At 68.5% G+C, this 25,019-nt stretch carries 21 protein-coding genes; 8 read left to right on the forward strand and 13 right to left on the reverse strand.

The window, feature by feature from the left end; all coding sequences use genetic code 11:
• Positions 1-47 precede the first annotated feature (47 nt).
• Together csy2 and csy1 are read right to left on the reverse strand one after the other, a co-directional pair.
• Positions 48-1,127, reverse strand: coding sequence for a type I-F CRISPR-associated protein Csy2 (gene csy2, locus ACODRX_RS06780; protein ID WP_488870438.1), 1,080 nt, complete (start codon positions 1,125-1,127; stop codon positions 48-50).
• Positions 1,124-2,521, reverse strand: coding sequence for a type I-F CRISPR-associated protein Csy1 (gene csy1, locus ACODRX_RS06785; RefSeq protein ID WP_488870439.1), 1,398 nt, complete (start codon positions 2,519-2,521; stop codon positions 1,124-1,126). The genes csy2 and csy1 overlap by 4 nt, the downstream gene beginning before the upstream one ends.
• A gap of 217 nt (positions 2,522-2,738) precedes the next feature.
• On the opposite strand from csy1, the gene ACODRX_RS06790 reads away from it, so the two are divergent.
• Together ACODRX_RS06790 and ACODRX_RS06795 are read left to right on the forward strand one after the other, a co-directional pair.
• A complete protein-coding gene (locus ACODRX_RS06790) occupies positions 2,739-3,041 on the forward strand; it encodes a BrnT family toxin (protein WP_488870441.1) in 303 nt (100 codons plus the stop codon).
• On the forward strand, positions 3,031-3,315 hold the full coding sequence (locus tag ACODRX_RS06795; protein WP_488870442.1) for a hypothetical protein: 285 nt from the start codon (positions 3,031-3,033) through the stop codon (positions 3,313-3,315). The genes ACODRX_RS06790 and ACODRX_RS06795 overlap by 11 nt, the downstream gene beginning before the upstream one ends.
• A 40-nt stretch (positions 3,316-3,355) precedes the next feature.
• Here the strand turns inward: ACODRX_RS06795 and cas3f are convergent, their stop codons facing one another.
• The 6 genes from cas3f to ACODRX_RS06825 all read right to left on the reverse strand — a co-directional run bounded on the left by cas3f (position 3,356) and on the right by ACODRX_RS06825 (position 11,090).
• Positions 3,356-6,835 (reverse strand): type I-F CRISPR-associated helicase Cas3f, encoded by a 3,480-nt coding sequence (gene cas3f / locus ACODRX_RS06800; RefSeq protein WP_488870444.1) that lies wholly within the window; start codon positions 6,833-6,835, stop codon positions 3,356-3,358.
• Complete coding sequence (gene cas1f, locus ACODRX_RS06805; RefSeq protein ID WP_488870445.1) at positions 6,832-7,863, reverse strand: type I-F CRISPR-associated endonuclease Cas1f; 1,032 nt, start codon at positions 7,861-7,863, stop codon at positions 6,832-6,834. The genes cas3f and cas1f overlap by 4 nt, the downstream gene beginning before the upstream one ends.
• Positions 7,864-7,945: 82 nt before the next feature.
• Entirely contained in the window at positions 7,946-8,398 is a 453-nt protein-coding gene (gene dtd / locus ACODRX_RS06810) for a D-aminoacyl-tRNA deacylase (RefSeq protein ID WP_488870447.1), read from the reverse strand.
• Entirely contained in the window at positions 8,395-9,360 is a 966-nt protein-coding gene (locus ACODRX_RS06815) for a cation diffusion facilitator family transporter (protein ID WP_488870449.1), read from the reverse strand. The genes dtd and ACODRX_RS06815 overlap by 4 nt, the downstream gene beginning before the upstream one ends.
• A gap of 43 nt (positions 9,361-9,403) precedes the next feature.
• Positions 9,404-10,099 carry a GntR family transcriptional regulator gene (locus ACODRX_RS06820; RefSeq protein ID WP_488870451.1) on the reverse strand — a complete coding sequence of 232 codons (696 nt, stop codon included), beginning with the start codon at positions 10,097-10,099 and terminating at the stop codon, positions 9,404-9,406.
• Between the two features lie 139 nt (positions 10,100-10,238).
• Positions 10,239-11,090: an urea carboxylase-associated family protein gene (locus ACODRX_RS06825; RefSeq protein ID WP_488870453.1), complete on the reverse strand. Its 852-nt coding sequence runs from the start codon at positions 11,088-11,090 to the stop codon at positions 10,239-10,241.
• A gap of 282 nt (positions 11,091-11,372) precedes the next feature.
• Between ACODRX_RS06825 and ACODRX_RS06830 the strand changes: the two genes are divergently transcribed.
• The 5 genes from ACODRX_RS06830 (at position 11,373) to ACODRX_RS06850 (ending at position 17,055) form a co-directional block, all read left to right on the forward strand.
• Positions 11,373-12,209, forward strand: a complete 837-nt coding sequence (locus ACODRX_RS06830) for an ABC transporter substrate-binding protein (RefSeq protein WP_488870454.1) — start codon at positions 11,373-11,375, stop codon at positions 12,207-12,209.
• Between the two features lie 11 nt (positions 12,210-12,220).
• Entirely contained in the window at positions 12,221-13,726 is a 1,506-nt protein-coding gene (locus tag ACODRX_RS06835) for an amino acid ABC transporter permease/ATP-binding protein (RefSeq protein WP_488870456.1), read from the forward strand.
• Positions 13,710-15,023, forward strand: coding sequence for an amidase family protein (locus tag ACODRX_RS06840; protein WP_488870457.1), 1,314 nt, complete (start codon positions 13,710-13,712; stop codon positions 15,021-15,023). Before ACODRX_RS06835 ends, ACODRX_RS06840 begins: the two co-directional genes overlap by 17 nt.
• Before the next feature lie 43 nt (positions 15,024-15,066).
• Positions 15,067-15,456, forward strand: coding sequence for an ectoine synthase (locus tag ACODRX_RS06845; protein WP_488870458.1), 390 nt, complete (start codon positions 15,067-15,069; stop codon positions 15,454-15,456).
• Positions 15,457-15,570: 114 nt separating this feature from the next.
• Positions 15,571-17,055 (forward strand): AMP nucleosidase, encoded by a 1,485-nt coding sequence (locus tag ACODRX_RS06850; RefSeq protein WP_488870459.1) that lies wholly within the window; start codon positions 15,571-15,573, stop codon positions 17,053-17,055.
• A 113-nt stretch (positions 17,056-17,168) separates the two neighbouring features.
• On the opposite strand, the gene ACODRX_RS06855 is transcribed toward ACODRX_RS06850, so the two are convergent.
• From ACODRX_RS06855 to dbpA, 4 genes are all read right to left on the reverse strand, one after another.
• A complete protein-coding gene (locus ACODRX_RS06855) occupies positions 17,169-18,362 on the reverse strand; it encodes an acetate/propionate family kinase (RefSeq protein WP_488870461.1) in 1,194 nt (397 codons plus the stop codon).
• 4 nt (positions 18,363-18,366) lie between these two features.
• The gene (locus tag ACODRX_RS06860) at positions 18,367-19,827 is read right to left on the reverse strand and encodes a bifunctional enoyl-CoA hydratase/phosphate acetyltransferase (RefSeq protein ID WP_488870463.1); all 1,461 of its coding nucleotides are present in this window, start codon (positions 19,825-19,827) and stop codon (positions 18,367-18,369) included.
• Positions 19,828-19,875: 48 nt separating this feature from the next.
• Positions 19,876-20,265, reverse strand: a complete 390-nt coding sequence (locus ACODRX_RS06865; protein ID WP_488870464.1) for a hypothetical protein — start codon at positions 20,263-20,265, stop codon at positions 19,876-19,878.
• A gap of 117 nt (positions 20,266-20,382) precedes the next feature.
• Complete coding sequence (gene dbpA / locus ACODRX_RS06870) at positions 20,383-21,792, reverse strand: ATP-dependent RNA helicase DbpA (RefSeq protein WP_488870466.1); 1,410 nt, start codon at positions 21,790-21,792, stop codon at positions 20,383-20,385.
• A 220-nt stretch (positions 21,793-22,012) separates the two neighbouring features.
• Here dbpA and ACODRX_RS06875 point away from each other — a divergent pair, with 220 nt between their 5' ends.
• The gene (locus ACODRX_RS06875) at positions 22,013-23,728 is read left to right on the forward strand and encodes a tannase/feruloyl esterase family alpha/beta hydrolase (RefSeq protein ID WP_488870468.1); all 1,716 of its coding nucleotides are present in this window, start codon (positions 22,013-22,015) and stop codon (positions 23,726-23,728) included.
• A 9-nt stretch (positions 23,729-23,737) separates the two neighbouring features.
• On the opposite strand, the gene purT is transcribed toward ACODRX_RS06875, so the two are convergent.
• Complete coding sequence (gene purT / locus ACODRX_RS06880; RefSeq protein ID WP_488870469.1) at positions 23,738-24,967, reverse strand: formate-dependent phosphoribosylglycinamide formyltransferase; 1,230 nt, start codon at positions 24,965-24,967, stop codon at positions 23,738-23,740.
• Positions 24,968-25,019: the final 52 nt, after the last annotated feature.

Genomic DNA, 25,019 nt, shown 5'->3' on the forward strand with positions numbered 1-25,019 from the left:
AATCCTTTGGCAATACGGTGTGAAAGGCGGCGGTGCAAGGACGCTGGTCAGGTGTATGCATAGCTGTCGTCGTCTTCCTGCTCCTGGGCTGCGGCGTCGTCAGGGTCGGCCACGGCTGCGGGGTCTGGCACATAGCCGCTGCGGCAGCGGTACAGGCCCCGCGCCTCATCGGTTTGCGCATGCCACAGCAGTTGCTCCAGATGGGTGAGGCGGTGCGGGCTGATCCATTCGCCCAGCGAGTAGACCGACTCCACAAAGCGCAGCGGCGTGGTGGCATCGCGGGCGTTGAGCACTTCGCCTGCGGCATGCGATGGCGAGAGCGCGGCATAGCCCACGGGCAGGGGCACGATCCAGCCGCTGCCCGAGCCGCGCCAGGGGTCCGCCCATAGCTGCTTGCCATCGGCAGGCGGGGGCTGGCCTTCGGCGGTTGCCACAGGCTCATGGTTGAAGCGCGATGCATGCAGCCAGGCGTCTAGCAGCGTGGTGTGCGCCGCTTTGTCGCGCAGCCTGTGCAGGCGCTCGGCCAGCAAGTCGTCGCGCCCTACCAGGGCAAAGCCCGGCAGCCACTGGCGCCGCCGTTCGCGGAACTGGCGGCTGCGCTCGGTGGCGTCTTCTGCCAGCACGGCCAGCCTGGGGCGCACATGCCTGCCGGGCGCGGCGCGTGATGGCAGCAGGCTGCCGCCGGCCACGCGCATGTGCGACAGCACCTCGCCGGCCTTGTCGGCCCATAACTGCATCTGGTCGTTGCCCTGCACCAGGGTGGCCGCCGTACCTGCGGCACGCTTTTCCGAGACGGTGAAGACCAGGGAGATGTCCAGGTGGATGCGCCCTTCCTCCACGATGGCGGCGGTGCTGCCATCCTTGTCCACGGGGTTGCGCGTGAGGTTGAAGCTGCGCACATAGCCCTGCGTCACCTGCTCCTGGTGGTGGTGGCAGACCACGCCAACCGCATGCAATCGCAAGGGAATGCCGGCCTGCGCCAGCTTGCGCTCCAGGGCCCACATCAGGCCGGTGAAGGCGGTGATGGAGGGGAAGCCGTGCGTGAGCGGACTGGAGATGGCGTTGGCGTTCTGGACGCGCAGATGAGGGAAGGTCAGAATGGCCTGCGGTTGTGGCGATTGGGTCATTCCGCTTCCCCCCTGTGCATCACCAGTTCATCGTGCGTTTTGCGGAAGGGGATATAGGCCGGGGTATCCAGCTGTTTGCGCAGTTCACGCAGTTGCTGCACGAAGCCGTCCTCGTCAGTGAGCAGTTCTTTCTTCCATTCCCGTGCTTCCGCATCGCCCACGGGCAGTTGGCCGAAGAGCTGGCTGTTGAGCCAGTTGGCAAAGCGCTTGCCTACCTCGGCAGGCCAGTCCATACGTAGCCACCTTTCAGCGAAATCAGCTTCGCCAGGAAGCTCCGTGCGCAAAGGGTCCAGCCACAGCTTTTCTTCGATCACCAGGTTCTGGAAACGCTCGGCATCACGTGTCCAGCCGGCCGGAAGCGCTTGCCGAAGTTCGCCGGCAAAGGACACCATCTCATCCAACAGCACGTCGATCAGCGCCTCGCGGCGCTGCCGCGTTTCCAGGTTGGGTTCTGGTTCAGACGCCAGAAAGGCTCGCAGCTCGTGCACTGTTTTGCGTACCTCTACACGAGCTGTGAACAACTTCTCGAACACTGAGCCTGCATGCACCGGCAACCGTACATCGCTGCTGCGCCAGACCGGTGGCAGCGAGGCCAGCAGGTAGTTGACCCCGCCACGCTCGCTGTTGAGCTGGGAGATATTCTGTGGTTTGGTCCCTCCCATCTTCTGGACGGCCAGCCCCGGGTAGTCATGGAAGACGCCGTCATGCGCCTTGCGCTCACGCCGCGCCTGCCGGGCCGCCTTGTTGGTGTCGCCAAAGCGGGCCTCCTGCACCTGCGCATGCACGGCATGCGCCAGCGAGGTGGCAAACAACGGCGCCAGCAATTCATAGCCTGCATCGGCGCAGGCATCGCTGCCCGTCAGCCAGTACAGCTGCTTGGCCCGCGTGTGCGAACTGGGCGCGCCCGCGCGCGGCCGGGTCAGGCCGATGAAGGCATCGCGCAGGTCCATGGCCTGCGCCGGATCGTCATGCAGGGCCTGGAGCGCACCCGGATCCTGTGCCAGCAGCGCGGCCAGCAGGCTCGTGCCGTCCACTTCGACCTTGAGGAACTTGTAGACGTCGAGCGCCGCCGCATTGCCCACCACGTCGCCGGCGAAAGACTGCCCCAGCGCATGGCTGCCCAGTTCCTGCAACGCTGGCAGGCTGGCCGGCTCCACATAGAGATTGGTGCCGCGCGCGTCGGGGTGTATGGGTTTGAGGGAGTGGGTGACGGCCTGGATTTGCGTCACCCGGCGGGCGGCGTCTTCCATCCAGACATCGCGCTGGTGCTGGGCTAGCAACTCCTGTCGTTTGGGGTCGTCTTCGGCCAGCTTGTCCAGCTTGGCCTTGAGGCGCTCCTGGATGAAGGTTGCGATGGCGTCATGCCATTGCATGGCGCTTGGGGTGGGTGGCATTGCTTCTCCCTTCCATTTACAGTCAAAATTTTATAATCCATAGTACGTGGTATCCCAACACCAAAAAATCCATTACTGCCGAACAGGCAGCTCAGTAGATAGTTCGTGGGATCCGTTAAACACTCCACTCTTGCCTGCCGTACAGGCAGTTAAAACAAAGCTCTCTAGCCTGATGGTTCACGCCATATGTATTGACAATGCACATACGAGCACTAACATGGACACCAAGGACGTTTGGTACGAAATCAACGGTGATCTGTTCGTTTGGAACCGTGACAAGGCCGAACTGAACCGACGCAAACATGGCGTGAGCTTTGAAGAGGCTGCTTGCGTGTTTGGTGATCCGTATTTCGTGCTGGCGGATGCATCGCGCAACGACGAGGCGCGCGATGCGGCCATCGGCTTCGACCACAAGGCACGGCTGCTGTTTGTCGTCCACATCGAGATCGAAGATTCGTGCATACGCATCATTTCCGCGCGCCGCGCCGAACCTCGCGAGGAGGCTCTCTATGCTGACTGACCGCCTGAAAAAGCGTTTGACCAAAGACCGCCCCATGACGTCGATCACGCTGCGCATCCCGGTGGATGTGGTTGAGTCGATGAAGAGCATTGCGCCCCAGCGTGGGTTTTCCGGATACCAGACGCTGCTCAAGTCATACCTGAGCGAAGGCCTGCGGCGCGATGAGCAGCAGTTTGCAAAGGCTGCACATGCGCGCCTGATCGAGGCCCTCAAGCGCCATGGAGTGCCATCGGAAGTGATCGAGCAGGCCGAACGGGAAGTGGCTGCCCCATAGCTGCGGAGCACCTGGAGATGTGCACAACGCCTGGGCCGCTTCATCGCTTTGCAACCAATCCAAGGAATGCGTGAAACCGCCAGCCCTGCGGCTGCTCCGGCAGGCTTGCCGTAGCGTACCTGGCAGCACAGGCTTGCAAAGACATCCCCTTGCTCTCCGCCAAAGCCACCAACTCCTGTAGCAGATCAACCTGGCCCCATGCCGTGACTGACTCCGTGCCCGTGAAGCTCAACCGTTCAAGGCTCAGCAAACTCTTGTCCGCCAGCACATAGAGCTTGTCCCCTCGCCGCGGGCCATCGACCACGCGGTGCAGTTGCAAGCCCTCTTCCTCCTCGTCCGGCAGAAACACCACATCCACGCGCGGCAGCGGGTCGTAGCGGAATCGCTGGAACTGCGGCAGCAGGCCCGTGAGCCAGAAGCCGGCAGGGCTGGCCCAGTGCAGGCTGGCGGCGCGCAGTACCGGCGTGGCATCGGGGCTGCCTGCGGGGCGCGGCAGCATGGTGTCGTGCATGCGGGCGTGTTCCAGGTCCACGAGGTTCATGGTCGGCTTGAACTGCTCCCTGGCCACTTCGATGCGTGCGCGGGCATCCACGGGCCAGAGGGGCTCGCCCTGGGTGTGTTTGGCCAGCAGCGATTGCAGGTCATGCGAGCGCAGGTGGAAGTACCGCGCCGTATCCGCCTTGCCGTCGGCCTTGTCCATCTCGAACCCCGGCTTGCAGAACGCCGCCCGGTCCGGCTGCTGCTCGAAGGAGCGCAGGTTGCGGTCCAGCACCCGCATGTTGGCCTCCTGCACCGCGCCGGGCCTGTGGCGGCGCAGGCGTCCGGCCAGCTGGATCAGCGAGCGCATGGACGAGGGCTCGACCACGGCCCAGTCGTAGTCGTGGTCGCGGCCCACTTCGGTGACGGGCGAGCCGAGCACGATGAAGAGGTGGTGGGGCTCGGGGCTGGCATCAAGCAAGGCGCGGATGGCCGGCCGTTGGAAGACGGGGTCCGCGCCATCGGGGGAGCGGCGGTCCAGCACGGTGTCCAGTTGCCGCTCGATGCTGGAGCGCGCCAGCAGCGGAAACTGCGAGTGGTAGACGCACAGGTGCACGCGCACGCCCGGCGCGGGAGCGCCCTGGCCGTACATGGCCACGGCCACGTCGAACAGCGGTTCGATGTTGGCCATGCGGATGAGGCCGAAGCTCACGTGCTTGCCGCTGGCGGGGTCGATGCCATGGTTGCGCGGCTGCTGGTGCAACTGCCATGCATGCTCCAGCGCGATGCGTGCGAAATCCCTGCGCCGCGCGGCCGGGGCCAGCCCCTGCCAGCCGGCAGGCAGCGCAGCGATGGCGGCCAGGCGCCGCACCTCGGCCTTGGCGAGCTGGGCCATGCGCTTTTGCACAAAGCCTTCATGACTTGTGCGAAACCCCGCGCCATCGGCACAGTCCAGCGCCTGCTGGTGGAACTCGTCCACCCACAGGCAGCAGATGGCGACGGGCTCGCCGGGCCGCTCGCCGCGATGGCGCTGGAAGACTTCGCGCCCGGCGCGGTAGGCAAGGTACAGCCCTTCCACCAGCGCCGGAGGCAAGGTGGCCGAGGACAGCAGCACGCGCGAGCCCAGCAGGCCCGCCCAGTGCACGAGCCGCGTGAGCGCGGGCAGGTCGGCCATGTCGAAGTCGTCGGGTTCGTCCAGCACCAGGTCGCCCGTCATGAGGCGCAGCATGGGTGCGATCTGGCGGCCGCCGCGCAGGCTTTCGGTGGCGGGCGTGAGGTGGTCCACGGTGCAGGCCAGCACGGGCGCGGCGATCAGCGAGCGCACCTGCGCATCATCGGTCAGGCGCTGCAGCAGCGGATGCTGATCATTGCCGTCGAACAGGACCTGGCCGCCTTCGTCCAGCAGCGCCTGGCGCGAAGCCGAACCCGTGGCTTCGGCCTGCGCTTCCCAATACTCGAACAGCGCGCGGCTGGCCGCGCCGCCGACCTTGATGGCGAGCTGGTCGTCGCCCAGGCCCAGGTCGTTCTGGAACACCCGCCCCGTCTGCAGCGTGAGCGTGCGCAGGCCGATGGCGAAGGCGCAGCGCATGCCCACGCCCGGGTCGGCCAGCGCATTCATGATGCGCGCATTGCCCAGCGTCTTGCCGCAGCCCGTGGAGGCCATGTTGACGATGAAGCCGCCCTGGCTGGCGGCCCGGTGGCGCACGCTGGCGGCCAGGTCGGCAGCCTTGTCCTGCCACTGGAAGCGCGCGTTGCTGCTGCGCTTCTTGAGGCCGCGATGGCTGCGCAGGGTGGGCAGGCTGCGCGCCAGCGTGGGCAGTGAGCGCGCCACCAGCGTGGCATGGGCCTGCACGCCCAGCAGGTGCTCGTCCAGTGTCTGGTTGAAAGTGGACGCGGCGCCGGGAGCTGCACTCTTGCGCCGGGTGTTGGCATACAGCGGATAGCCGGGGTTGAGGAAGGGCTGGCGGCGCGCCTCGTCCTCGATGCTGGAGTAGTGGTGGTCGGCCAGCATCAGGCACAGGCGCGAGAGATGCAGCGTGAAAGGATCACCGAGGCTTGCAGCGTCCAGTGACCGGCCCGTCAGCTCCTGCAGCTTGATTGCGTAGCGCGCGGCCTGCTTTCGCCAGGGTGCCGTGGTTACCGGAAGGCCCTGCGGGAAGTCCCAATGGGCCTGCACTTTCGCCGGCTCTGCCTTCTCGCGCGGTTCGTTCCAGTCGGCGCTGATGCTCAGCAGCAGTTGCTCGATCTCATTGCTGTTGACAAAGCGGGGGCGCGCGCCGAAGCGGCAGTATTCACGGCGATCAGGCTCCAGCTCGTCGTCGGATGCCTGCCGGCCGTTCGGCACGGGCATGCAGGGCAGCCGGTGATGGGTCAGCACCAGCCAGGCCACGGCCTGGGCCAGCGGTGCGTGCTGCAGCGCTGCAAAGGGGAGCAGGTTCATGGCCTGCGGCTCGTCGATGCCGTCCCGCAGCAGCGGCTGGGTCCACTGCTTTTCGAAGGCCTGGGCATCGGCACCGCCCTCGGCCAGCCGCCGCAGCCAGGCCGCATCGTCATCGCGGCCCACAAAGGCCTGGAACAGCCGCACGGACACCCATTCATGGCGATAGTGGTTGCGCTCGCGCAGGCCGGGGTTCCTGAGCCTGTCCTGGAAGGCCCTGGTGGCCTTGCCCAGGTCGTGCACCAGGGCCGCCAGCGCGGCCAGGGCCGTCATCAGCGGCAGGTGGTGCCAGTGGCTTTCGTCTTCGGCGCGCAGCACGTTGCTGGCCGTGGTGTTGGTGGGCACGGCGCCTTCGGCGTTGAACTGGCGCCCGTCGCCCACGATCCACAGCAGTTCGCTGTGGTCGCGCCCGCGTATCCAGTGGCAGGCCACGGCGGTGTTCTTGCGCGCGCTCTGGCGCAGCAGCTTGCGCACGGTGTCCAGCCCGGCCGCCGTGATGGGCGTCTGCCAGGTGCGGTCACCGCGCCGCTCTGCAAACTGATCAAGGATGCGGCGCGTTTCGGTGAGGGCGCGCTTGCTGCACTGGGAGACGAAGAGCACGTTCATGTGCCGGCCTCCTGCGCAGCGGCGGGCGTGGCGGGCGTAGCAGGCGTGGCGGGTGCGCCGGCCATGCGCGCCGTGTCGATGGCAATGCGCTTGAGCGTGTCGATGATGAAGTCCAGCGATTCGCTGCGCGTGAGGGCCTCGATGCATTGGCGGCGGAACTGCGGCTCGTCGTCGCCGCGCATGGCCGACAGGAAGGCCTGGGGCAGGATGGCCGCATCCTTGACCAGGTCAGCAGCGTCGAACACCAGGCCACCACGCCGCGTCTTGCCATGCAGCACGGCCAGGCCGTGGGGCAGGCCCAGCACCCAGGTGGCCGTGGCGCCCAGCCCGTAGGCCAGGTAGTTGCCATGGTCCAGATAGCGGTTGGCCGCATCGGTGCCCGTGCCGCGTTTGGCGCGCGTGAATTCGCCATATCCCACGGCGTCCACGGCGAGCTTGAACAAGGCCTTGGTCAGCCTGGCCTCATCGGTCAGCAGCGTCATCACATCGGGTGCATTGGCCAGCAGCACCGTGAATTGCTGCACCAGCGCCTTCAGGCGCTCCATGTCCACGGCAAAGCCGGCTTCACGCAGGGCGCGTGCGCCCCATTCCTGCTGCAGTCGCTGCAGGCGGCAGGCCTGCAATTGCCGGGCTGCGTGCAGGCGCAATTCTTCATCGAACCAGAACCGGACCCAGGCCTGCAGGTATTCGGTAGGCCGGTATTCGCTTTGCGGAGTCAGCCAGGCGACTTCCACATCGACTTCATTGGCGCTGAACAAAGGCGTGCCGCCGCCACCGCAAAAGCCCACCAGTACGCCGGCCTTGGCCAGCTCACGCATGGCCGCCTGGGTGATGGAGGTGCCAGTGCCCAGCAGGATGCTGGTGGTGTTGGCAATGGGAATATTCCAATACAGGCTTTGTTTGCCCGCGTCGGTCACGTATTCCACACGCCCGCCATTGACCAGGACGCGGCAGTGCTCCAGGTAGTAGATGTTGGCGCGCTTGGAATGAAGAATGGTCTTGAGATCCTGGCCCTTGATGTCCTGCATGAATGCCTCCCTGCAGAATTTGTATCAAATTCTCAATCTCCCTCCAAGACAAGCCGATGCGGCTGCCAAGCATGCTTGCCGCCTACCCCTGCGCCGGCGCAATGCGCAGCGGGATCGTGACCGGCCCGTCGTTCAGCAGCCAGACCTGCATGTCGGCGCCAAAGCGCCCGGTGGCCACCACCGGGTGCAGCGCGCGCGCCTTGTGCACCAGGTAGTCGTACAGGTGCTCGCCCTCGGCGGGCGGGGCGGCGTTGGTGAAGCTGGGGCGGTTGCCGCCGCTGGTGTCGGCCGCCAGCGTGAACTGGCTGACGATGAGCAGGCCGCCCGCGGTGTCCTGCACGCTGCGGTTCATCTTGCCGGCATCGTCCTGGAAGATGCGCAGCTTGAGCAGCTTGGCCAAGAGCTTGTCGGCCTCTTGCTCGGTGTCGCCGCGTTCGGCGCAGACCAGGGCCAGCAGGCCGGGGCCGATCTGGCCGACGATCTGTTGGTCGACTTCGACGCGCGCTTCTCGCACGCGCTGCAGCACGGTCATCATGCAGGGGGCTCCTCGGTTTGGATGGCTTTCTCGTATTCGGTATTGGCGCCCGTGGGCAGCACCTCGATGGCGGCCACCAGGCCCGGCACCGCCGCCATGAGCTCGGCTTCGAGCGCGCTGCGCAGCTGGTAGGCGCGGCCCAGGCTCCAGTCGGCGGGCATGTGCAGGTGCAGGTCGACAAAGCTGCGCTGGCCGGCGCGGCGGCTGGCCAGCCGGTCGCAGTAGACCCGGCCCTGCCAGGGTTGGCAAAAGCGCTGCACGCGCTGTTCGATATCGGCCACCAGCTCAGGGGCCAGCGACTGGTCCATCAAGCCCTGCGACGAGCGCCAGACCAGCGCGGCGCCCTCCTTCAGGATGTTCAGCGCCACGGCCAGCGCGACCACCGCGTCCAGCCACAGCCAGCCGGTGGCCAGCGCGGCCAGCAGGCCGATGACGACGCCGGCCGAGGTCCATACGTCGGTATACAGGTGGCGTGCATCGGCTTCCAGCGCCAGCGAGCGGTGGGCGCGGGCCGAGCGCATCATCAGCCAGGCCAGGCCGCCGTTGAGCACCGAGCTGGCCACCGACAGCACCAGGCCCAGCCCCACCTGGCCCAGCGGCTGGGGCGCAAGCAGGCGCTGGGCCGATGCCCAGATGATGCCGGCGGCGGCGCCGAAGATCAGCAGCCCCTCGAAGCCGGACGAGAAATACTCGGCCTTGGCATGGCCGTAGGGATGGCCGTCGTCGGCCGGGCGCTGCGCGATGGTGACCATGCCCAGCGCGAACAGCGCGCCCACCAGATTGACCAGCGACTCCAGCGCATCCGACAGCAGGCCCACCGAGCCGCTGACCACCCAGGCCAGCGTCTTGAGCGCAATGGTGGCGATGGCCACCGCCACCGACAGCTGCAGCAGCCGCTTGGGCGTGGCCCAGGCCGGCGCGGCGGCTTCTCGGGGGGCGGCGGGGGGATGCTGCTGGGCCATGGGCTTCCAATATCTCCAAAAGGCGCGGACGCGCAGCCGGAGTCTACTGGAGCCTGTCGGCCGCTGCAGACTGCTGGCGGCGGCTCCAGCGGATCATGACCTGGGTGAGCGTCTTCTCGGACAAGGCCAGGTACTCGTCCAGCGCGGCGGCGGCGGCCTGGCGCTCGCCCTTGCGCAGCAAGGCGTAGATGCGCTGCTCGCGCTCGACCCAGTCCAGGGTCTGGATCTGGCTTTCATCATCTTCGCAGGCGAAGACCAGGCGCAGCTGCGCGCACAGGGTGAGAAAGAACTCGTTGAGCAGCTCGCTGCCGATCTGCGCCACGATGAGCTGGTGGAACTGCAGGCTCAGGGTGCCCAGCGAGCGCCAGTGGCCGCTGGCATGCGCCTTCAGCGCCATCTCGCCCACCTGGCGCATCTGCTCCAACAGGGCCGCGCTGAGCTGGTGGCTGCCCAGCAGCGCCTGCATCTCCAGCGCCCGGCGGGCGGTATAGATCTCGCGCAGGTCCTTGCGCTGCATGGTGCGCACCACCGCGCCCTTGTTGCGCACCATGGTCAGCAGCCCTTCGCGGCCCAGCTGGTGCAGCACTTCGCGCACGCTGTTGCGCGAGGCGCCGTACTGCACGCACAAATCCATCTCCACCAGGGGCTGGCCGGGCGAGCGGCGGCCTTCCAGGATGTCTTCGCGAATCTGGCGATGGATGCGTTCAATGACCGGGACTTTTCCTTCTGCTGCTGCCATGCATGCTCCACGTCGGGCCGACAGCCAGGCGCTTCGAGCCACTACTTTCGTACGACTTGCGCAAGAAGGAACAAGGCAAGCGGCTTGCCATGGGGCGCAGCACGTTGTCGCACATCCTGTTTGCGTAAGTCCTGTTTCGTTATGCGTTCTTCCAGCCCACCTTGCCGGGGAACAGGCCGTGGCCGCCCTCGTAGGGCGCAACGCCAGGGGCCTGCCAGTCCTTGAGCAGGGCGGGATCGACATCATAGACCTCCACGCCCAGGGGCCGGCAGACATCGACCGGATCGCGCGCATCCTCGCCCCACATGGGGATGGACAGGTCTCCGCCGGGGCAGGTCGAGAGCGCGCACAGCAGGTCGATCTCGGCGAAGAATTCGAGGAAATCGCCTTTTTGCGCCGGGCAGGTCTTCATGAAGTATTCGCCGGCGTCATTCAGGCCCGTGACCTGGAAGACGTTGAGCACGTCATGCACGTCGAACTCGGTCAGCCCGTACGGCATGACCGCGCGGGTGAGGTTGGAGTGGCAGTGGAAATGAAAGTCCTCGCCCGACAGCAGCTTGTTCACATAGGGGTCGCAGCGCGTGCCGAGCAGGTCGTGCACGCGGCCGCCATCGTCGTCCACGCCGTAGTGCGCCAGCGTGTCGTGCGTGATGGTGGCCATGGGCCGCAGAAAGGGCAGCGTGGACCACAGCCGGTCACAGGTGGAGACATGCGCGGCCTGCAGCTGGCGCGTGCGCGAGGCCCACATGCGCTCGCGCGGGTTGTGCAGGTTCCACATGTTGAAGTCGGCCACCTGCGGCCCCTCCAGCACGGTGATGCGAAACACCTGCCCCGCCTTCACGGTCCAGGCAAAGCCGCTGCGGATCGGCACCACATGGCTTTGCACCGGCGCGCTGGCCGCCACGCAGCGGGCAATGCCGTCGTACAGCGGGCGGTTGACGTTCAGCATGGGGGCCATGCTCTTTTGGTAGGCGGCGGGGTAGCTGGACATGTTGGCTCCTGGGTTGTTGATCAATTTCATTGTTCAACAATATAACCCAGGAGCGATTTTTTTGGATAGGGCGAATCGGCAGACAAATTTCATATCTGCTTATAAATTCGCCAATTTACACAGCAAACCCCTGCTTAATTGATAAAAATTTATACAAAAACCTAGGGAAAGCTCTATCAAAAAATTCCTTCAAGCCATCGAAAAATGAAATCTCATTGTTCAACAATTGAATCCATGCCGAAGCCTCGCCGGCAGGACTCACCCATACGATTGGAGTAAGGCATGCAAGTCCGGATCACCCTGCACAAAGCCGCGGCCAGCGCCGCGCTGCTGTGCTGCCTGGGCCTGGCCCAGGCGCAGAGCGCCCAGACCACCTTGCGGGAGGGCGTTCTGAGCGTGGGCTCGGACCTGACCTACCCGCCCTATGCCTACCTGGACAAGGGCCAGCCCGCCGGCTTCGACGTGGAGTTCTCGCAGCTGCTGGCCCGGCATGCCGGGCTCAAGCCCGAGTTCCAGGACACGCGTTTCGCCGACCTGGTGCTGGGCCTGCGCGCCCGGCGCTTCGATGCCGTGGCCTCGGCGCTGTTCGTCACGCCCGAGCGTGCCCGGCTGGTGGACTATGTGCCCTACCTCAAGACCGGCTCCTCCTTCGTGGTGCTGGAGGGCGGCGGCTATGCCCCGCAGCAGCTGGCCGAGCTGTGCGGCAAGCGGATCGCCAGCATCAAGGGCGCCTCCTGGACGCCCAAGCTGGCGCGCTTCTCGGCCGCGCAATGCAAGGGCGCGGGCGACATCAAGGTGCTGGAGTTTCCCACCACGCCCGAGGCGCTGCTGGCCCTCAAGTCGCGCGCGGCCGACTTGCTGATCGAAGACACCGCCGTGGCGCACGGCCTGGCCGCGCGCGCCGGCAGCGGCCTGAAAGTGAGCAGCACCACCATCATCTACCCGATGGTGATTGGCGTGGGCCTGCACAAAGACGCATCGGCGCTCAAGGCGCAGCTGGCCAAGGCGCTTGAGCAGGCCAGGGCCGCGGGCGAGTACCAGGCGCTGCTGGCTAAATATGGCCTGCAGGCCCCCAGCGACGCCGACATGCAGGATGCGCTGGCCGGCACGGCCAAGTGATGGTGCCGGCCATGCAGTTCGACTGGAAATACACCCTCAGCCTGTTCGCCGACCGCGACTTCTGGGCGGCCTGCTGGGTGGTGGTCCAGCTCAGCACGCTGACCTGGCTGCTCAGCGTGGCGGCGGGCTTCGCCATGGCGCTGGCCAAGCAGTCCACCCGGGCGCCGCTGCGGCGCCTGGCGGGCACCTATATCTGGTTCTTCCGCAGCCTGCCGCTGCTGGTGCTGCTGGTGTTCGTCTACAACCTGCCGCAGATTTTTCCGGCGGCGGGCACGGTGCTCACCAACCCCTTCCATGCCGGCTTGGTGGCGCTGGTGGTGAGCGAAACCGCCTTTATCGCCGAGATCCACCGCGGCGGCCTGCTCGGGGTGCCGCGCGGCCAGATCGAGGCCGGGCGCGCGCTGGGCATGGGCTATGCGGGCATACAGCGGCTGATCGTGGTGCCGCAGGCGCTGCGCATCGCGCTGCCGGCGCTGAGCAATGAATTCATCACCATCGTCAAGCTCACCTCGCTGGTGTCGGTGATCTCGCTGGCCGAAATCCTGCTGGTGGGCCAGCGCCTTTACACGCAGAACTTCCTGGTGTTCGAGACCATGCTGGCGGTGGCGGTGTACTACGTGCTGATCGTCACCTGCCTGGACAAGCTGCTGGCCTGGCTGGAGCGCCACCTGAACGTGCTGCGCCGCGCGCCGCAGCCGGTGGACGAATCGCAGCTGCTGGTGGATCCGCAGTACAGCGGCTGCACCCGGCCGCCGCGCGGCAGCAGCGCCGAGCCAGCGCTGGAGGCGGTGGGCGTGCGCAAGCGCTTTGGCCCGCACGAGGTGCTCAAGGGCATCAACCTGAAGGTGATGCCGGCCGAGGTGATCTCCATCATCGGCCCCTCGGGCTCGGGCAAGACCTCGTTCATCCGCACCCTCAACGGCCTGGAGACGCTCGATGGCGGCGAGGTGCGCCTGTCGGGCCAGGGCTTTCTCAAGGCCGCGCCCGGCGCGCGCCAGCAGGCGCCGGGCGCGCAGATCCTGGACATCGGCATGGTGTTCCAGAGCTTCAACCTGTTCCCGCACAAGACGGTGCTGCACAACGTGATGCTGGCGCCGCGCTACCACGGGCGCGGCGACGCCCAGGTGCTGGAGCAAGAGGCGCTGTGCCTGCTGCGCAAGGTGGGGATGCTGGCCCACGTCAACAAATACCCGCACCAGCTCTCGGGCGGGCAGCAGCAACGCGTGGCGATCGCGCGGGCGCTGGCCATGCACCCCTCGGTGATGCTGTTCGACGAGCCCACCTCGGCGCTGGACCCGGAGCTGGTCAACGAAGTGCTGAAGGTGGTGGAGGAACTGGCCCGCGAAGGCATGACCATGCTCATCGTCACCCACGAGATGGGCTTTGCGTTCAAGGTCTCGGACCGCATCCTGTTCATGGACGGCGGCCAGGTACTCATGGACGGCACGCCCGCCGAGATCCGCGCCAGCGGCGACCGCCGCATCCAGGAATTCCTGCACCATGTCGGCGCGCACTGAACCGGGCATTGCCCGGCACCGCTGCGCCGGCGCGGTTCAGGCCTGCCTGGCGGCGATCGGCGCCCAGCCGCAGGATGCCGCGCTGGCCCTGACGCAGCTGCGCGCCGAGGCGGCGCTGGCCGAGGCCCACACGCTGGATGCCGCGCCCGGCCCTGCCCTGCCGCTGGCCGGCGAGGTGTGGGGCGCCAAGGCCTGCTTCGACGTGGCCGGCTGGACCACGCACGCCGGCTCGCGCGTGCTGGCGAGCCAAGCGCCGGCCAGCGCGGACGCGCCGCTGGTGCGGCGGCTGCGCGCGGCCGGCGCGGTGCTGCTGGCGCAGAACAACATGACCGAATTCGCCTACGGCGCGCTGGGCCTGAACCCCTGGTACGGCACGCCGCTGACCCCGGCGCTGCGCGATGCGCCGCGCGTGGCCGGCGGCTCCAGCAGCGGTGGCGCGGTGGCGGTGGCGCTGGGCCTGCAGACTTTTGCGCTGGGCAGCGACACCAGCGGCTCGGCGCGCATCCCCGCGGCATTCTGCGGCGTGGTGGGCTTCAGGCCCAGCCGTGGGCGCTACGACGACCAAGGCCTCGCGCGGCTGTCCATCAGCTTCGACGTGCCCGGGCTGATCACCCGCAGCGTGGCCCAATGCCAGCGCCTGGACCGGGTGCTGGCCAGCGCGCCCGATACTTCCGAGCAGGCCACGGCCGGCGATGCGCCGGTGCTGCTGGTGCCGGCGCACCTGGATTCGGTCCTCGATGCCGAGCTGCGCTCGTGGTTCGATGCCCTGCTGGCGCGGCTGCAGGCACGCGGCTTTGCGCTGCGCCGCCAGGAGCTGCCCGCGTGGCTGGCCGCGCCGCGCGCGGCGCGCGCAGGCGGCATCATCAGCGCCGAAGCCCATGCCCTGCACCATGCGCGGCTGCCGCAGCGCCTGGCCGAATACGACCCGCTGGTGGGGCCGCGCATTCTGCAAGGGCGCGAGGTGCGCGCCGCCGACTACCTGCTGGCGCAGGCCGAGCTGGCGCGCCAGCGCCAGGCCTTCGAGCAAGAGCTGGGCGGTGCCTGGGCCGTGCTCTGCCCCACGGTACCCATGAAGCCGCCCACCGTGGCCGAGCTGGCCGCGCCCGAGCGCTACCTGCAAACCAATGCCCGCGCCTTCAGCCTGACCGAGCCCGCCAGCCGGCTGGACCTGCCCAGCATCACGCTGCCGGGCAGCGCCGATGCGCCCTGGCTCGGGCTGATGCTGAGCGGGCGCCGCGGCCACGATGCCGCGCTGCTGCAACTGGCGGCGCGCCTGGAGCGCGCGCTGGCCCTCTGAGCCCTGCCCGCCCACCCCCTACCCCACCCACCAAGGAGATTACATGCTGGTGACACACGCCGCTGACATCGTCGGCACCGAATTCCATGCCCAGGGCCCCGGCTGGGAGAGCCTGCGCCTGTTGACCAAGCGCGACGGCGCCGGCTACTCGGTGCACGAAACCCGCGTACGCGCAGGCGCCGAGCTCAAGCTGCACTACAAGCACCACATCGAGGCCAACTACTGCTTCGCGGGCGAGGGCGAGGTGGTGAACCTGGCCAACGGCGAGCGCCACCCCATACGCCCCGGCACCATCTACACGCTGGACCAAAACGACCCCCACATCCTGCGCGCCACCAAGGGCGACCTGCGGCTGGTATGCGTGTTCAATCCGCCGCTGAGCGGCCGCGAAACCCATGATGCCGACGGCAGCTACCTGCCGGAGCTGGACTGATCTGATGGCGCCGGGCCCAGCTACAGATGCGGGCGCGCAACAGCGCCCGCCCAGCAGCCCACGGCGCCATGGGGCCATGCCCTGCGGCGGTGGAAACTCATTGCACAATGCGGTATGACCCACAACAAGCCCGCATTCACCGCCCCCACCCGCCACCGCACGGCCCAAGCGGCGCTGGCCCAGGTGCAGGCCATCTACACCGAGCAGATCAACCACCTGCGCGCCGCAATGCAGCGCTTCGTGGCGGGCGAGACGCCGAGCGCGCCCTACCGCGCCTGCTACCCCTTCGTGCGCATGCAGACGCGCACCGTGGCGCGCGCCGCCACCTCGCTCACCTATGGCTTCGTCGAGGGCCCGGGCCACTACGAGACCACGCTGACGCGGCCCGACCTGTTCGCCGACTACTATGCCGAGCAGTTCGGCCACCTGATCGCCAACCACGGCGTGGAGCTGGAAGTAGGCACCAGCAGCCAGCCCATCCCGATCCACTTCTCGTTCGCCGACAACGACTATGTGGAAGGCACGCTCACGCCCGAGCGGCGCCTGTTGATGCGCGACGTGTTCGACCTGCCCGACCTGCACGCCATGGACGACGGCATCGCCAACGGCACCTGGGAGCCCCAGCCCGGCGAGCCGCGGCCGCTGTCGCTGTTCACCGCGCCGCGCGTGGACTACTCGCTGCAGCGCCTGCGCCACTACACCGGCACCGCGCCCGAGTGGTTCCAGAACTTCGTGCTGTTCACCAACTACCAGTTCTACATCGACGAGTTCATCCGCCTGGGCCACGCCGAAATGGCCAGGGAAGACAGCGAGTACGTGGCCTTCATCGAGCCTGGCAACGTGGTCACGCGCCGCACCGGCCTGCCGGCCCAGCCCAATGACGAGCTGGGCACGCCGCCGCCGCGCCTGCCGCAGATGCCCGCCTACCACCTGGTGCGCGCCGACCACAGCGGCATCACCATGGTCAACATCGGCGTCGGCCCGGCCAATGCCAAGACCATCACCGACCACATCGCGGTGCTGCGCCCGCATGCCTGGATGATGCTGGGCCACTGCGCCGGCCTGCGCAACAGCCAGCAGCTGGGCGACTACGTGCTGGCCCATGCCTACGTGCGCGAGGACCACGTGCTCGACGAGGAACTGCCGCTGTGGGTGCCGATCCCCGCGCTGGCCGAGATCCAGGTGGCGCTGCAGCAGGCGGTGGCCGATGTGTCGCTGGTAGCGGAGTCGCAGCTCAAGCGCATCATGCGCACCGGCACCGTGGCCAGCACCGACAACCGCAACTGGGAGCTGCTGCCCAACAACACGCCGCAGCGCCGCTTCAGCCAGAGCCGCGCGGTGGCGCTGGACATGGAAAGCGCCACCATCGCCGCCAACGGCTTCCGCTTTCGCGTGCCCTACGGCACGCTGCTGTGCGTGAGCGACAAGCCGCTGCACGGCGAGATCAAGCTGCCCGGCATGGCCAACCACTTCTACCGCGAGCGCGTGGACCAGCACCTGCGCATAGGCATGCGCGCCATCGACATCCTGCGCGCCGGCGGCTCCGAGCGCCTGCACAGCCGCAAGCTGCGCAGCTTTGCCGAGGTGGCGTTCCAATAGTCGCCGCGGTAAAAAAGAGAGCTGCCAGCGCTTGCGGTGATTGATTTTAAAATATAAAAATATCTGAAAACCAATACCATAAAGCGCAACAAGCTATTAAATAAGAAGCAATCTCAACCCCATAGCAGCGCCGCCGCCTCGCGTGCCGCCACGCGCCCCTCGTCGGTGGGCACCACCCAGATCTCGGCCGCGCTGTCCGGCGCATGCACCGCGCAGGCAGTGCCGGCGCCGGCCTCGCGGTTGCGCGCCGCGTCGATACGCAGGCCCATCCAGCCCAGGCGCTCGCATACCTGCTCGCGCAGCAGCGCATCGTTCTCGCCGATGCCGCCGCTGAAGGCCAGCAGATCGAGCCCGCCCAGGCAGGCCGCCATCGCACCGCTCTCGCGCACCACGCAGTGCGTGAACAGCTCGATGGCGCGCTGCGCATCCGCGCTGCCCTGGGCGGCCTCGGCGCGCAGCCGGCGCATGTCCGCCGAGATGCCCGACACGCCAAGCAGGCCGCTTTCGCGGTACAGCAGGCTTTCGATGCGCGCATGGTCCCAGCCCTGCTCCAGCAGGTACAGCAGCACGCCCGCGTCGAGCGCGCCGCTGCGGGTGCCCATCATCAGCCCGTCCAGCGCCGAAAACCCCATGGTGGTGGCCACGCTGCGGCCCGCGTGCGCCGCGCACAGGCTGGCGCCGTTGCCCAGGTGGGCCATGACGGCGCGCTGCCCGCCGCGGGCGCTGCGCTCTTGCAGCACCGACATGATGTATTGGTAGGACAGGCCGTGAAAGCCATAGCGGCGCACGCCCTGCCCGCTCAGCGCGCGGGGCAGCGCAAAGGCCTGGTTCACCTCGGGCATGCCGGCATGGAAGGCGGTGTCGAAGCAGGCCACCTGCGGCAGGCCCGGGAAGGCCGCGCGAAAGCGGCGTATGCCCTCGATGTTGTGCGGCTGGTGCAGCGGCGCCAGCGAGTTCAGGCGCGCCAGCTGCGCCAGCACCTCGTCGGTGGCGAGCACGCTGGCGGTGAACTGGCCGCCGCCATGCACCACGCGGTGCGACACCGCCTGGATGCCGGCCTGCGGCAGCGACTGCACCAGCGCGCGCAGGCGCTCCAGCGCCACCGCGAAGGCAGGCTGGCGCGCGGGCAGCGCCAGCACTTCCTGGTGCTTGCGGCCCTGGTATTTCCAGTCCATGGCCGGGCTGCCCCCGGGCTCCAGCCCCTGGACGCTGCCCGAGAGCACCTGCGGCTGCACCCGCGCGCCCTGCAGCGGGTGCAGCGAAAACTTCAGCGACGAGGAGCCCGCGTTGACGGCAAGAATGGCCATGGCGTCACCCCTGCTTCCAGGCGTTGTCGGCGCGCAGCCTGCGCTGCTCGTGCGCGGCCAGCAGGGCCAGCACCGCCGAGGCGACGCGCACCCGCGGGCCATCGGCGCGGCTGGTGAGCGCGATCGGCACGCGCGCGCCCAGCACCAGGCCCGCGCTGCTCGCGCCGGCCAGGTATTCGAGCTGCTTGGCCAGCATGTTGCCGCTCTCCAGATCGGGCACCGCCAGGATGTCGGCCTGGCCGGCCACGCCCGAGACTATGCCCTTGATGCGCGCGGCCTGCGGCGAGATGGCGTTGTCGAAGGCCAGCGGGCCGTCGAGCAGGCCGCCGGTGATCTGGCCGCGGTCGGCCATCTTGCACAGGGCGGCGGCATCCAGCGTCGAGGCCATCGCGGGGTTGACGGTTTCCACCGCCGACAGGATCGCCACCCGGGGCTGCTCGGTGCCCATGAGGCGCGCGAAGTCGATCGCGTTCTGGATGATGTCGGCCTTCTCCGCGAGGCTGGGCGCGATGTTGATCGCCGCATCGGTGACGATCAGGGGTTTGGGGTACAGCGGCACGTCGAAGCGGAACACATGCGACAGGCGGCGGCCGGTGCGCAGCGCGGGCTCGGCCAGCAGGGCCTTGAGCAGCTCGTCGGTGTGCAGGCTGCCCTTCATGACGATCTCCACCTCGCGCCGCGCGGCCATGCCCGCGGCCCGCGCGGCGGCGGCATGGCTGTGCTCCACGCCGACGATTTGCGCGCCGGCCAGGTCCACGCCCGCCTCTTGCGCGGCACGGCGGATGCGCCCCTCGGGGCCGATCAGCACCGGGATGATCAGCGCGCGGGCGGCGGCATCCATCGCGCCGGCCAGCGAGCCCGCGTCGCAGGGGTGGACGACGGCGCAGCGCACCGCCTCCAGGCCCTGGGCGCGGGCCAGCAAGGCCTGCTGGCGGGCCTCGGGGTCGAACAGCTGTATCTGCGGCGCGCCGATGCGCGGCAGGCGCAGCTTCTGCGTTGGCGGCATCAGCTGCGCCACGCCGCGCAGCACCGCCTGGCCCTGCTGGTTGGTGACCAGGCAGTCCATCGCGACGCGCTTTGTCGCGTCGTCCTTCTCGCGCACGGTGGCGGTCACGGTGAGCGTGTCGCCGATGCGCACCGGGTGGGTGAACTGCAGATCCTGCCCCAGGTAGATGGTGCCGGGCCCGGGAAAGCGCGTGCCGAACAGCGCCGAGATCATCGCCGCGCCCAGCATGCCGTGGGCGATGACGCCGTGGAACATGCTGGCCTGGGCATAGCCGGGATTGAGATGGGCCGGGTTGATGTCGCCGGAGACCGCGGCGAAGGCCTGGATGTCCTGCAGCGTCACCGTGCGCAACAGCTGCGCGCGCTGGCCCAGGCTCAGCTCGTCATAGGTGAGGTTTTCCATCCATTCGGTGTCGGCGGTGTCAGCGGTGTTGGCGGTGTCGGGTGCGCAAGTGTTCATGGCAGGGGGTAAGGGCAAGGTGAAACCATCGGGCCGCAGGCGCGGCGCTCACAGGCCGTCGAACAGCGGATGCAGGTCCATGCCTGGCGCCTGCGGGCCGAAGCCCTCGCGCAGCAGCCGCTCTTGCGCGCCGAGCAGGATGTCGCGGGCCGCCTGCGCGCCCACCTCGCCGGCGATGCGGGTGACCAGCTCGTAGCGCAGCACCAGCAGGCCGCGCAGCTCTTCGCGCATGCAGGCCTGGCGGCCGCGCAACGCCCCGTGTTCGTGCTCGCGCTCGTCGCCGGCCAGCACCTGCTCGACCTCGGCGCGGGTTTGCAGCGGCAGATGCAGCTGCCGGGCCAGCAGCGCGATGCGCGCGCCCAGCCCGGCCAGCTCGTCGATCAGGCGGCGCAGGCGCTCGGCCACGGCCTCGTGTTCGTTGGCGGGTTCAGTCTGCATAGCGGGTCATCCGTATCCATCATGGCGCCCCCGGCGGCTAGCCGTCCAGTATGCACCGGGCAGGTTCGCCGGGTTTGCGCCCGGTCAAACCCGGCAAGGGCCGGCAAGGGCCGGCGGTCACTCCTCGCCCACCAGCCGCGCCCGCACCAGCTTACCCTTGACGCGGCCGGCGTTCAAGCGCCGGGCCGCTTCCTTGGCAATGCCGCGCTCCACCGCCACGTAGGTGGAGAAGTCGTTCACATTGATCTTGCCCACCTGCTCGCGGGCCAGGCCCATCTCGCCGGTGAGCGCGCCCAGCACATCGCCGGCGCGGATCTTTTCCTTGCGCCCGCCCACGATCTGGATGGTGGCCATGGGGGGCAGCAGCGGGCCGCCCGCCGAGGGCTGTAGCCCGGCCAGCGGATGCCATTCGGATTCGCGCCCCTGCAGCTGCTCGATGCGGCCCACACTGCCCATCTCGGGCAGACTGGCCAGGCTGAGCGCCAGGCCCTGCGCATCGGCCCGGCCGGTGCGGCCGATGCGGTGCACATGCACCTCGGGGTCGGGGGTCACGTCCACATTGATCACCGCCTGCAGCTGGGCGATGTCGAGCCCGCGCGCGGCCACGTCGGTGGCCACCAGCACCGAGCAGCTGCGGTTGGCGAACTGCACCAGCACCTGGTCGCGCTCGCGCTGCTCCAGCTCGCCGTACAGCGCCAGCGCGCTGAAGCCCTGGGCCTGCAGCACGGCCACCAGGTCGCGGCACTGCTGCTTGGTATTGCAAAAGGCCAGGGTCGATTCGGGGCGGAAGTGGTTCAGCAGCAGCGAGACCGCGTGCAGGCGCTCGCTGTCGAGCACCTCGTACCAGCGCTGCTCGATCTTGCCCGCGCCGTGCTGGGCCTGCACCGCGATCTGCTGCGGCGCCTTCATGAACTGCTGCGCCAGCCGCTCGATGCCTTCGGGGTAGGTGGCCGAGAACAGCAGGGTCTGGCGCTCGGCGGGGCACTGGCGCGCCACCTGGGCGATGTCTTCGAAGAAGCCCATGTCCAGCATGCGGTCGGCTTCGTCCAGCACCAGGGTGTTCAGCGCGGAGAGTTCGAGCGAGCCGCGCGCCAGATGGTCCATCACCCGGCCGGGCGTGCCCACCGCGATGTGGGCGCCGTGCTCCAGGCTGGCGGTCTGCCCGCGCAGCGGCACGCCGCCGCACAGCGTGACGATCTTGACGTTGTCGTGCGCGCGCGCCAGCCGGCGCAGCTCGGCGGTGACCTGGTCGGCCAGCTCGCGCGTGGGGCACAGCACCAGCGCCTGCACCGCGAAGCGGCGGGGGTTGAGGTTGGCCAGCAGCGCCAGGCCGAAGGCAGCGGTCTTGCCACTGCCGGTGCTGGCCTGGGCGATCAGATCGCGCCCGAGCAGCGCCACGGGCAGGCTGGCCGCCTGGATGGCGGTCATGCGGGTGTAGCCCAGCTGGCGCAGGTTGTCCTGCATGGCCGGGGACAGCGCGAGGGCCTCGAAGCCGCCGGCCGCCGCGTCTTGGATGGAAGAAGTCATGGCCCGATTATCCGGCTGCGGCGCACTACCAGACCAAAGAGTTGCCATGCCATGGAGCGCCCATGGCAGGCGCATGACTCCCTTGCCCGCCGGCGCACCATCGGCACAAACACCGAGCGCCCCGGCCTTGCCTGCGGCGGGGGCCGCCACCACAATCGGCGCAGGCCCCGCATGCGGCGGCCTGCCGTTGCATACCCATAGATTCCCAAGGAGAAGCTACATGAAGCCTGCGCATCGCCCCGCCCCGCCCGCCTTCCCGCCCACCCGGCTGCTTGCCGTGGCCGCCGCCGCGCTGGCCCTGAGCGCCTGCGGCAGCGGCGGCTTCGCCAGCTTCAACTTCGACAAGGCCAGCCAGGAGCTGGCAAGCCAGCAGGTGGCGGCCGGCGACATAGGCCTGCCCACCGGCGGCGCCAAGGTCACCTCCACCGAAACCCCGAGCGCGGCCACGGGCCCGCAGCCGCCGGCCTCGGTGCGCGCCAACATCAGCATCGCGCCGGTGGACCCGGCCGCGCCGCCGATCAAGATGGGCCTGCTGCTGCCCAAGGAGTGGAACGGCAAGGTGGTGATGCTGGGCGGCGGGGGCTACAACGGCACCATTCCCAGCCTCTACACCTATTCCGCCGCGCCAGCCAGCCAGGGCGCCTACCCGCTGCTGGCACAGGGCTATGCGGTGTTCGCCAGCGACTCGGGCCACCAGGCGGGCGCGGCCGGCAGCCGCGACGGCAGCTTCGGCACCAATGACGAGGCGGTGGCCAACTTCTCGGGCGACGCCCTCAAGAAGGTGAGCGACGTGGCCCAGGTGCTGGTCAAACGTTTCTATGGCACCAAGCCCGAGCGGCGCTACTTCATCGGCGGCTCCACCGGTGGGCGCGAGGCGCTGGCGGTGGCGCAGAAATGGCCGGCCGACTGGGATGGCGTGGTGGCCTGGTACCCGGCCTGGAACGCCGCCAGCCTGGATCTGCAGTTCGGCCGCATCAGCCGCGCGTTTGCCCAGCCGAACGCCTACCCGAGCCTGGCGCAGCGCAAGCTGCTGCGCGATGCGGCCATCGCCCAGTGCGATGCGCTGGACGGCGCGGCCGACGGCATCGTCAGCAACGTAGCGGCCTGCAATGCGCAGTTCGACCCGGCCACGGCGCAGCTGAACGGCAAGCCGCTGCGCTGTGCCTCTGGCGGCAACGAGGGCGAGCAATGCCTGTCGGATGCCATGATCGCCGCGCTCAAGACCTACAACACGGCCATCACTTTCAGCAGCCCGCTGGGCAGCGGCGAAACCCAGTACCCCGGCTTCAACGTCTGGGGCTCGGACCTGGGCCAGGAGGGCAGCAGCCCGCTGCAGCCCACCGTCAACCTGCTGGCGATGAACACCACCGCGCCAGCCAGCCCCGCGCCGCTCACCGCGCCGTACTGGGCGGTGTTCTGGGACCAGTGGGTGCGCTACTTCGTCACGCGCGATCCGCAGTTCGACTCGCTGTCGCTGGACCCGCAGAACCCCGGCGCCTGGACGGCGCGCATCCAGCAGCTCACCAAGCTGCAGGACATCAACAGCACCGACCTGTCCGCCTTCAGCAAGCGCGGCGGCAAGCTGCTGATGGCCCACGGCAGCGCCGACGTGCTGGTGAGCACGCGCGCCACCGAGCAGTACTGGCTGCGCCTGCAGCAGACCATGGGCGCGGCCAATGTGCAGGGCTTCGCGCGCTACTACGAGGTGCCGGGCTACGGCCATGCGGCCAGCACCTCGTTCAACGCCAACTGGGATTCGCTGGCCGCGCTGGACCAGTGGGTGAGCGCGGGCAAGGCGCCCGCCAACCCGGTGGTGGCCGATACCGCCGGCGTGCCCGGCCGCACCCGCCCGCTGTGCGAGTACCCGAGCTGGCCGCGCTACAGCGGCAGCGGCGACCTGAACAAGGCGCAGAGCTTTGCCTGCGTGACGCAGTAGGCCGCCGAATCAGGCCGGCACGCGCGGCCTGACCAGCGCGGCGGCGCGCTTGGCGTTGGCGCGCGCCGCATCGGTGTCGGCCGCGCGCGCCAGCGCCACGCCCATGCGGCGGCGCTCGAAGCTCTCGGGCTTGCCGAACAGGCGCAGCTCGGTGCCCGGCACCTGCAGCGCCTGGTCCACGCCATCGAACACCACGCCGCGGGCCTCGACGCCGCCGTAGATCACCGCGCTCGCACCCGGCGTCTTGAGGCTGGTGTCCACCGGCAGGCCGAGGATGGCGCGGGCATGCAGCTCGAATTCGTTTTGCCACTGCGTGATCATGGTCACCATGCCGGTGTCGTGCGGGCGCGGGCTGACCTCGCTGAACCAGACCTGATCGCCCTTGACGAACAGCTCCACGCCGTACAGGCCCAGGCCCGCGGGCTCGCCCCGCAGGCCCTCGCCCAGGCTGGCGGTGACCGCGCCGGCGATCTGCTGCGCGCGGCGCAGCGCCTCGGGCGGCATGCGGTGCGGCTGCCAGCTCTCCACATAATCGCCCTGCACCTGCACATGGCCGATGGGCTCGCAAAAATGCGTGGCGATGGCGCCGGCGGCGTCGCGGGCGCGCACCGTCAGCAGCGTGATCTCGTAGTCGAAATCAACGAAGCCCTCGACGATGATGCGCCCGCCTTGCACGCGCCCGCCCTCCATCGCGTAGTTCCAGGCCCGCTCCACATCGGCCGGGCCGTCGATCTTGCTCTGGCCCTTGCCCGAGCTGCTCATCACCGGCTTGACCACGCAGGGATAGCCTATGCCCTCGTTGATCGCCGCGCGCAGCTCCTCCAGCGTGTCGCAAAAGCGATAGGGGCTGGTGGGCAGGCCCAGGGTCTCGGCGGCCAGGCGGCGGATGCCTTCGCGGTCCATGGTCAGCCGCGCCGCGCGCGCCGTGGGCACCACGCGCACCGTGCCGGCGGCCTCCAGCGCCTGCAGCGCCGGCGTGGCGATGGCCTCGATCTCGGGCACCACCAGGTCGGGCCGCTCGCGCTCGATCAGGGCCTGCAGCTGCGCGGGATCGCTCATCGCGATGGTGCGCGCATGGTGCGCCACCTGCTGGCCCGGCGCATGCTCGTAGCGGTCCACCGCGATGGTCTCCACGCCCAGGCGCTGCAGCGCGATCAGCACCTCCTTGCCGAGCTCGCCGCTGCCGAGCAGCATCACTTTGGTGGCCTGGGGGGTGTAGGGGGTGCCGATGGTGGTCATGGGAACAGAAGGCAAGTACATCAAGGCCGCCGATTTTATCGAGGCTATGATG

It is taken from the genome of Comamonas sp. FG99 (assembly GCF_057808605.1).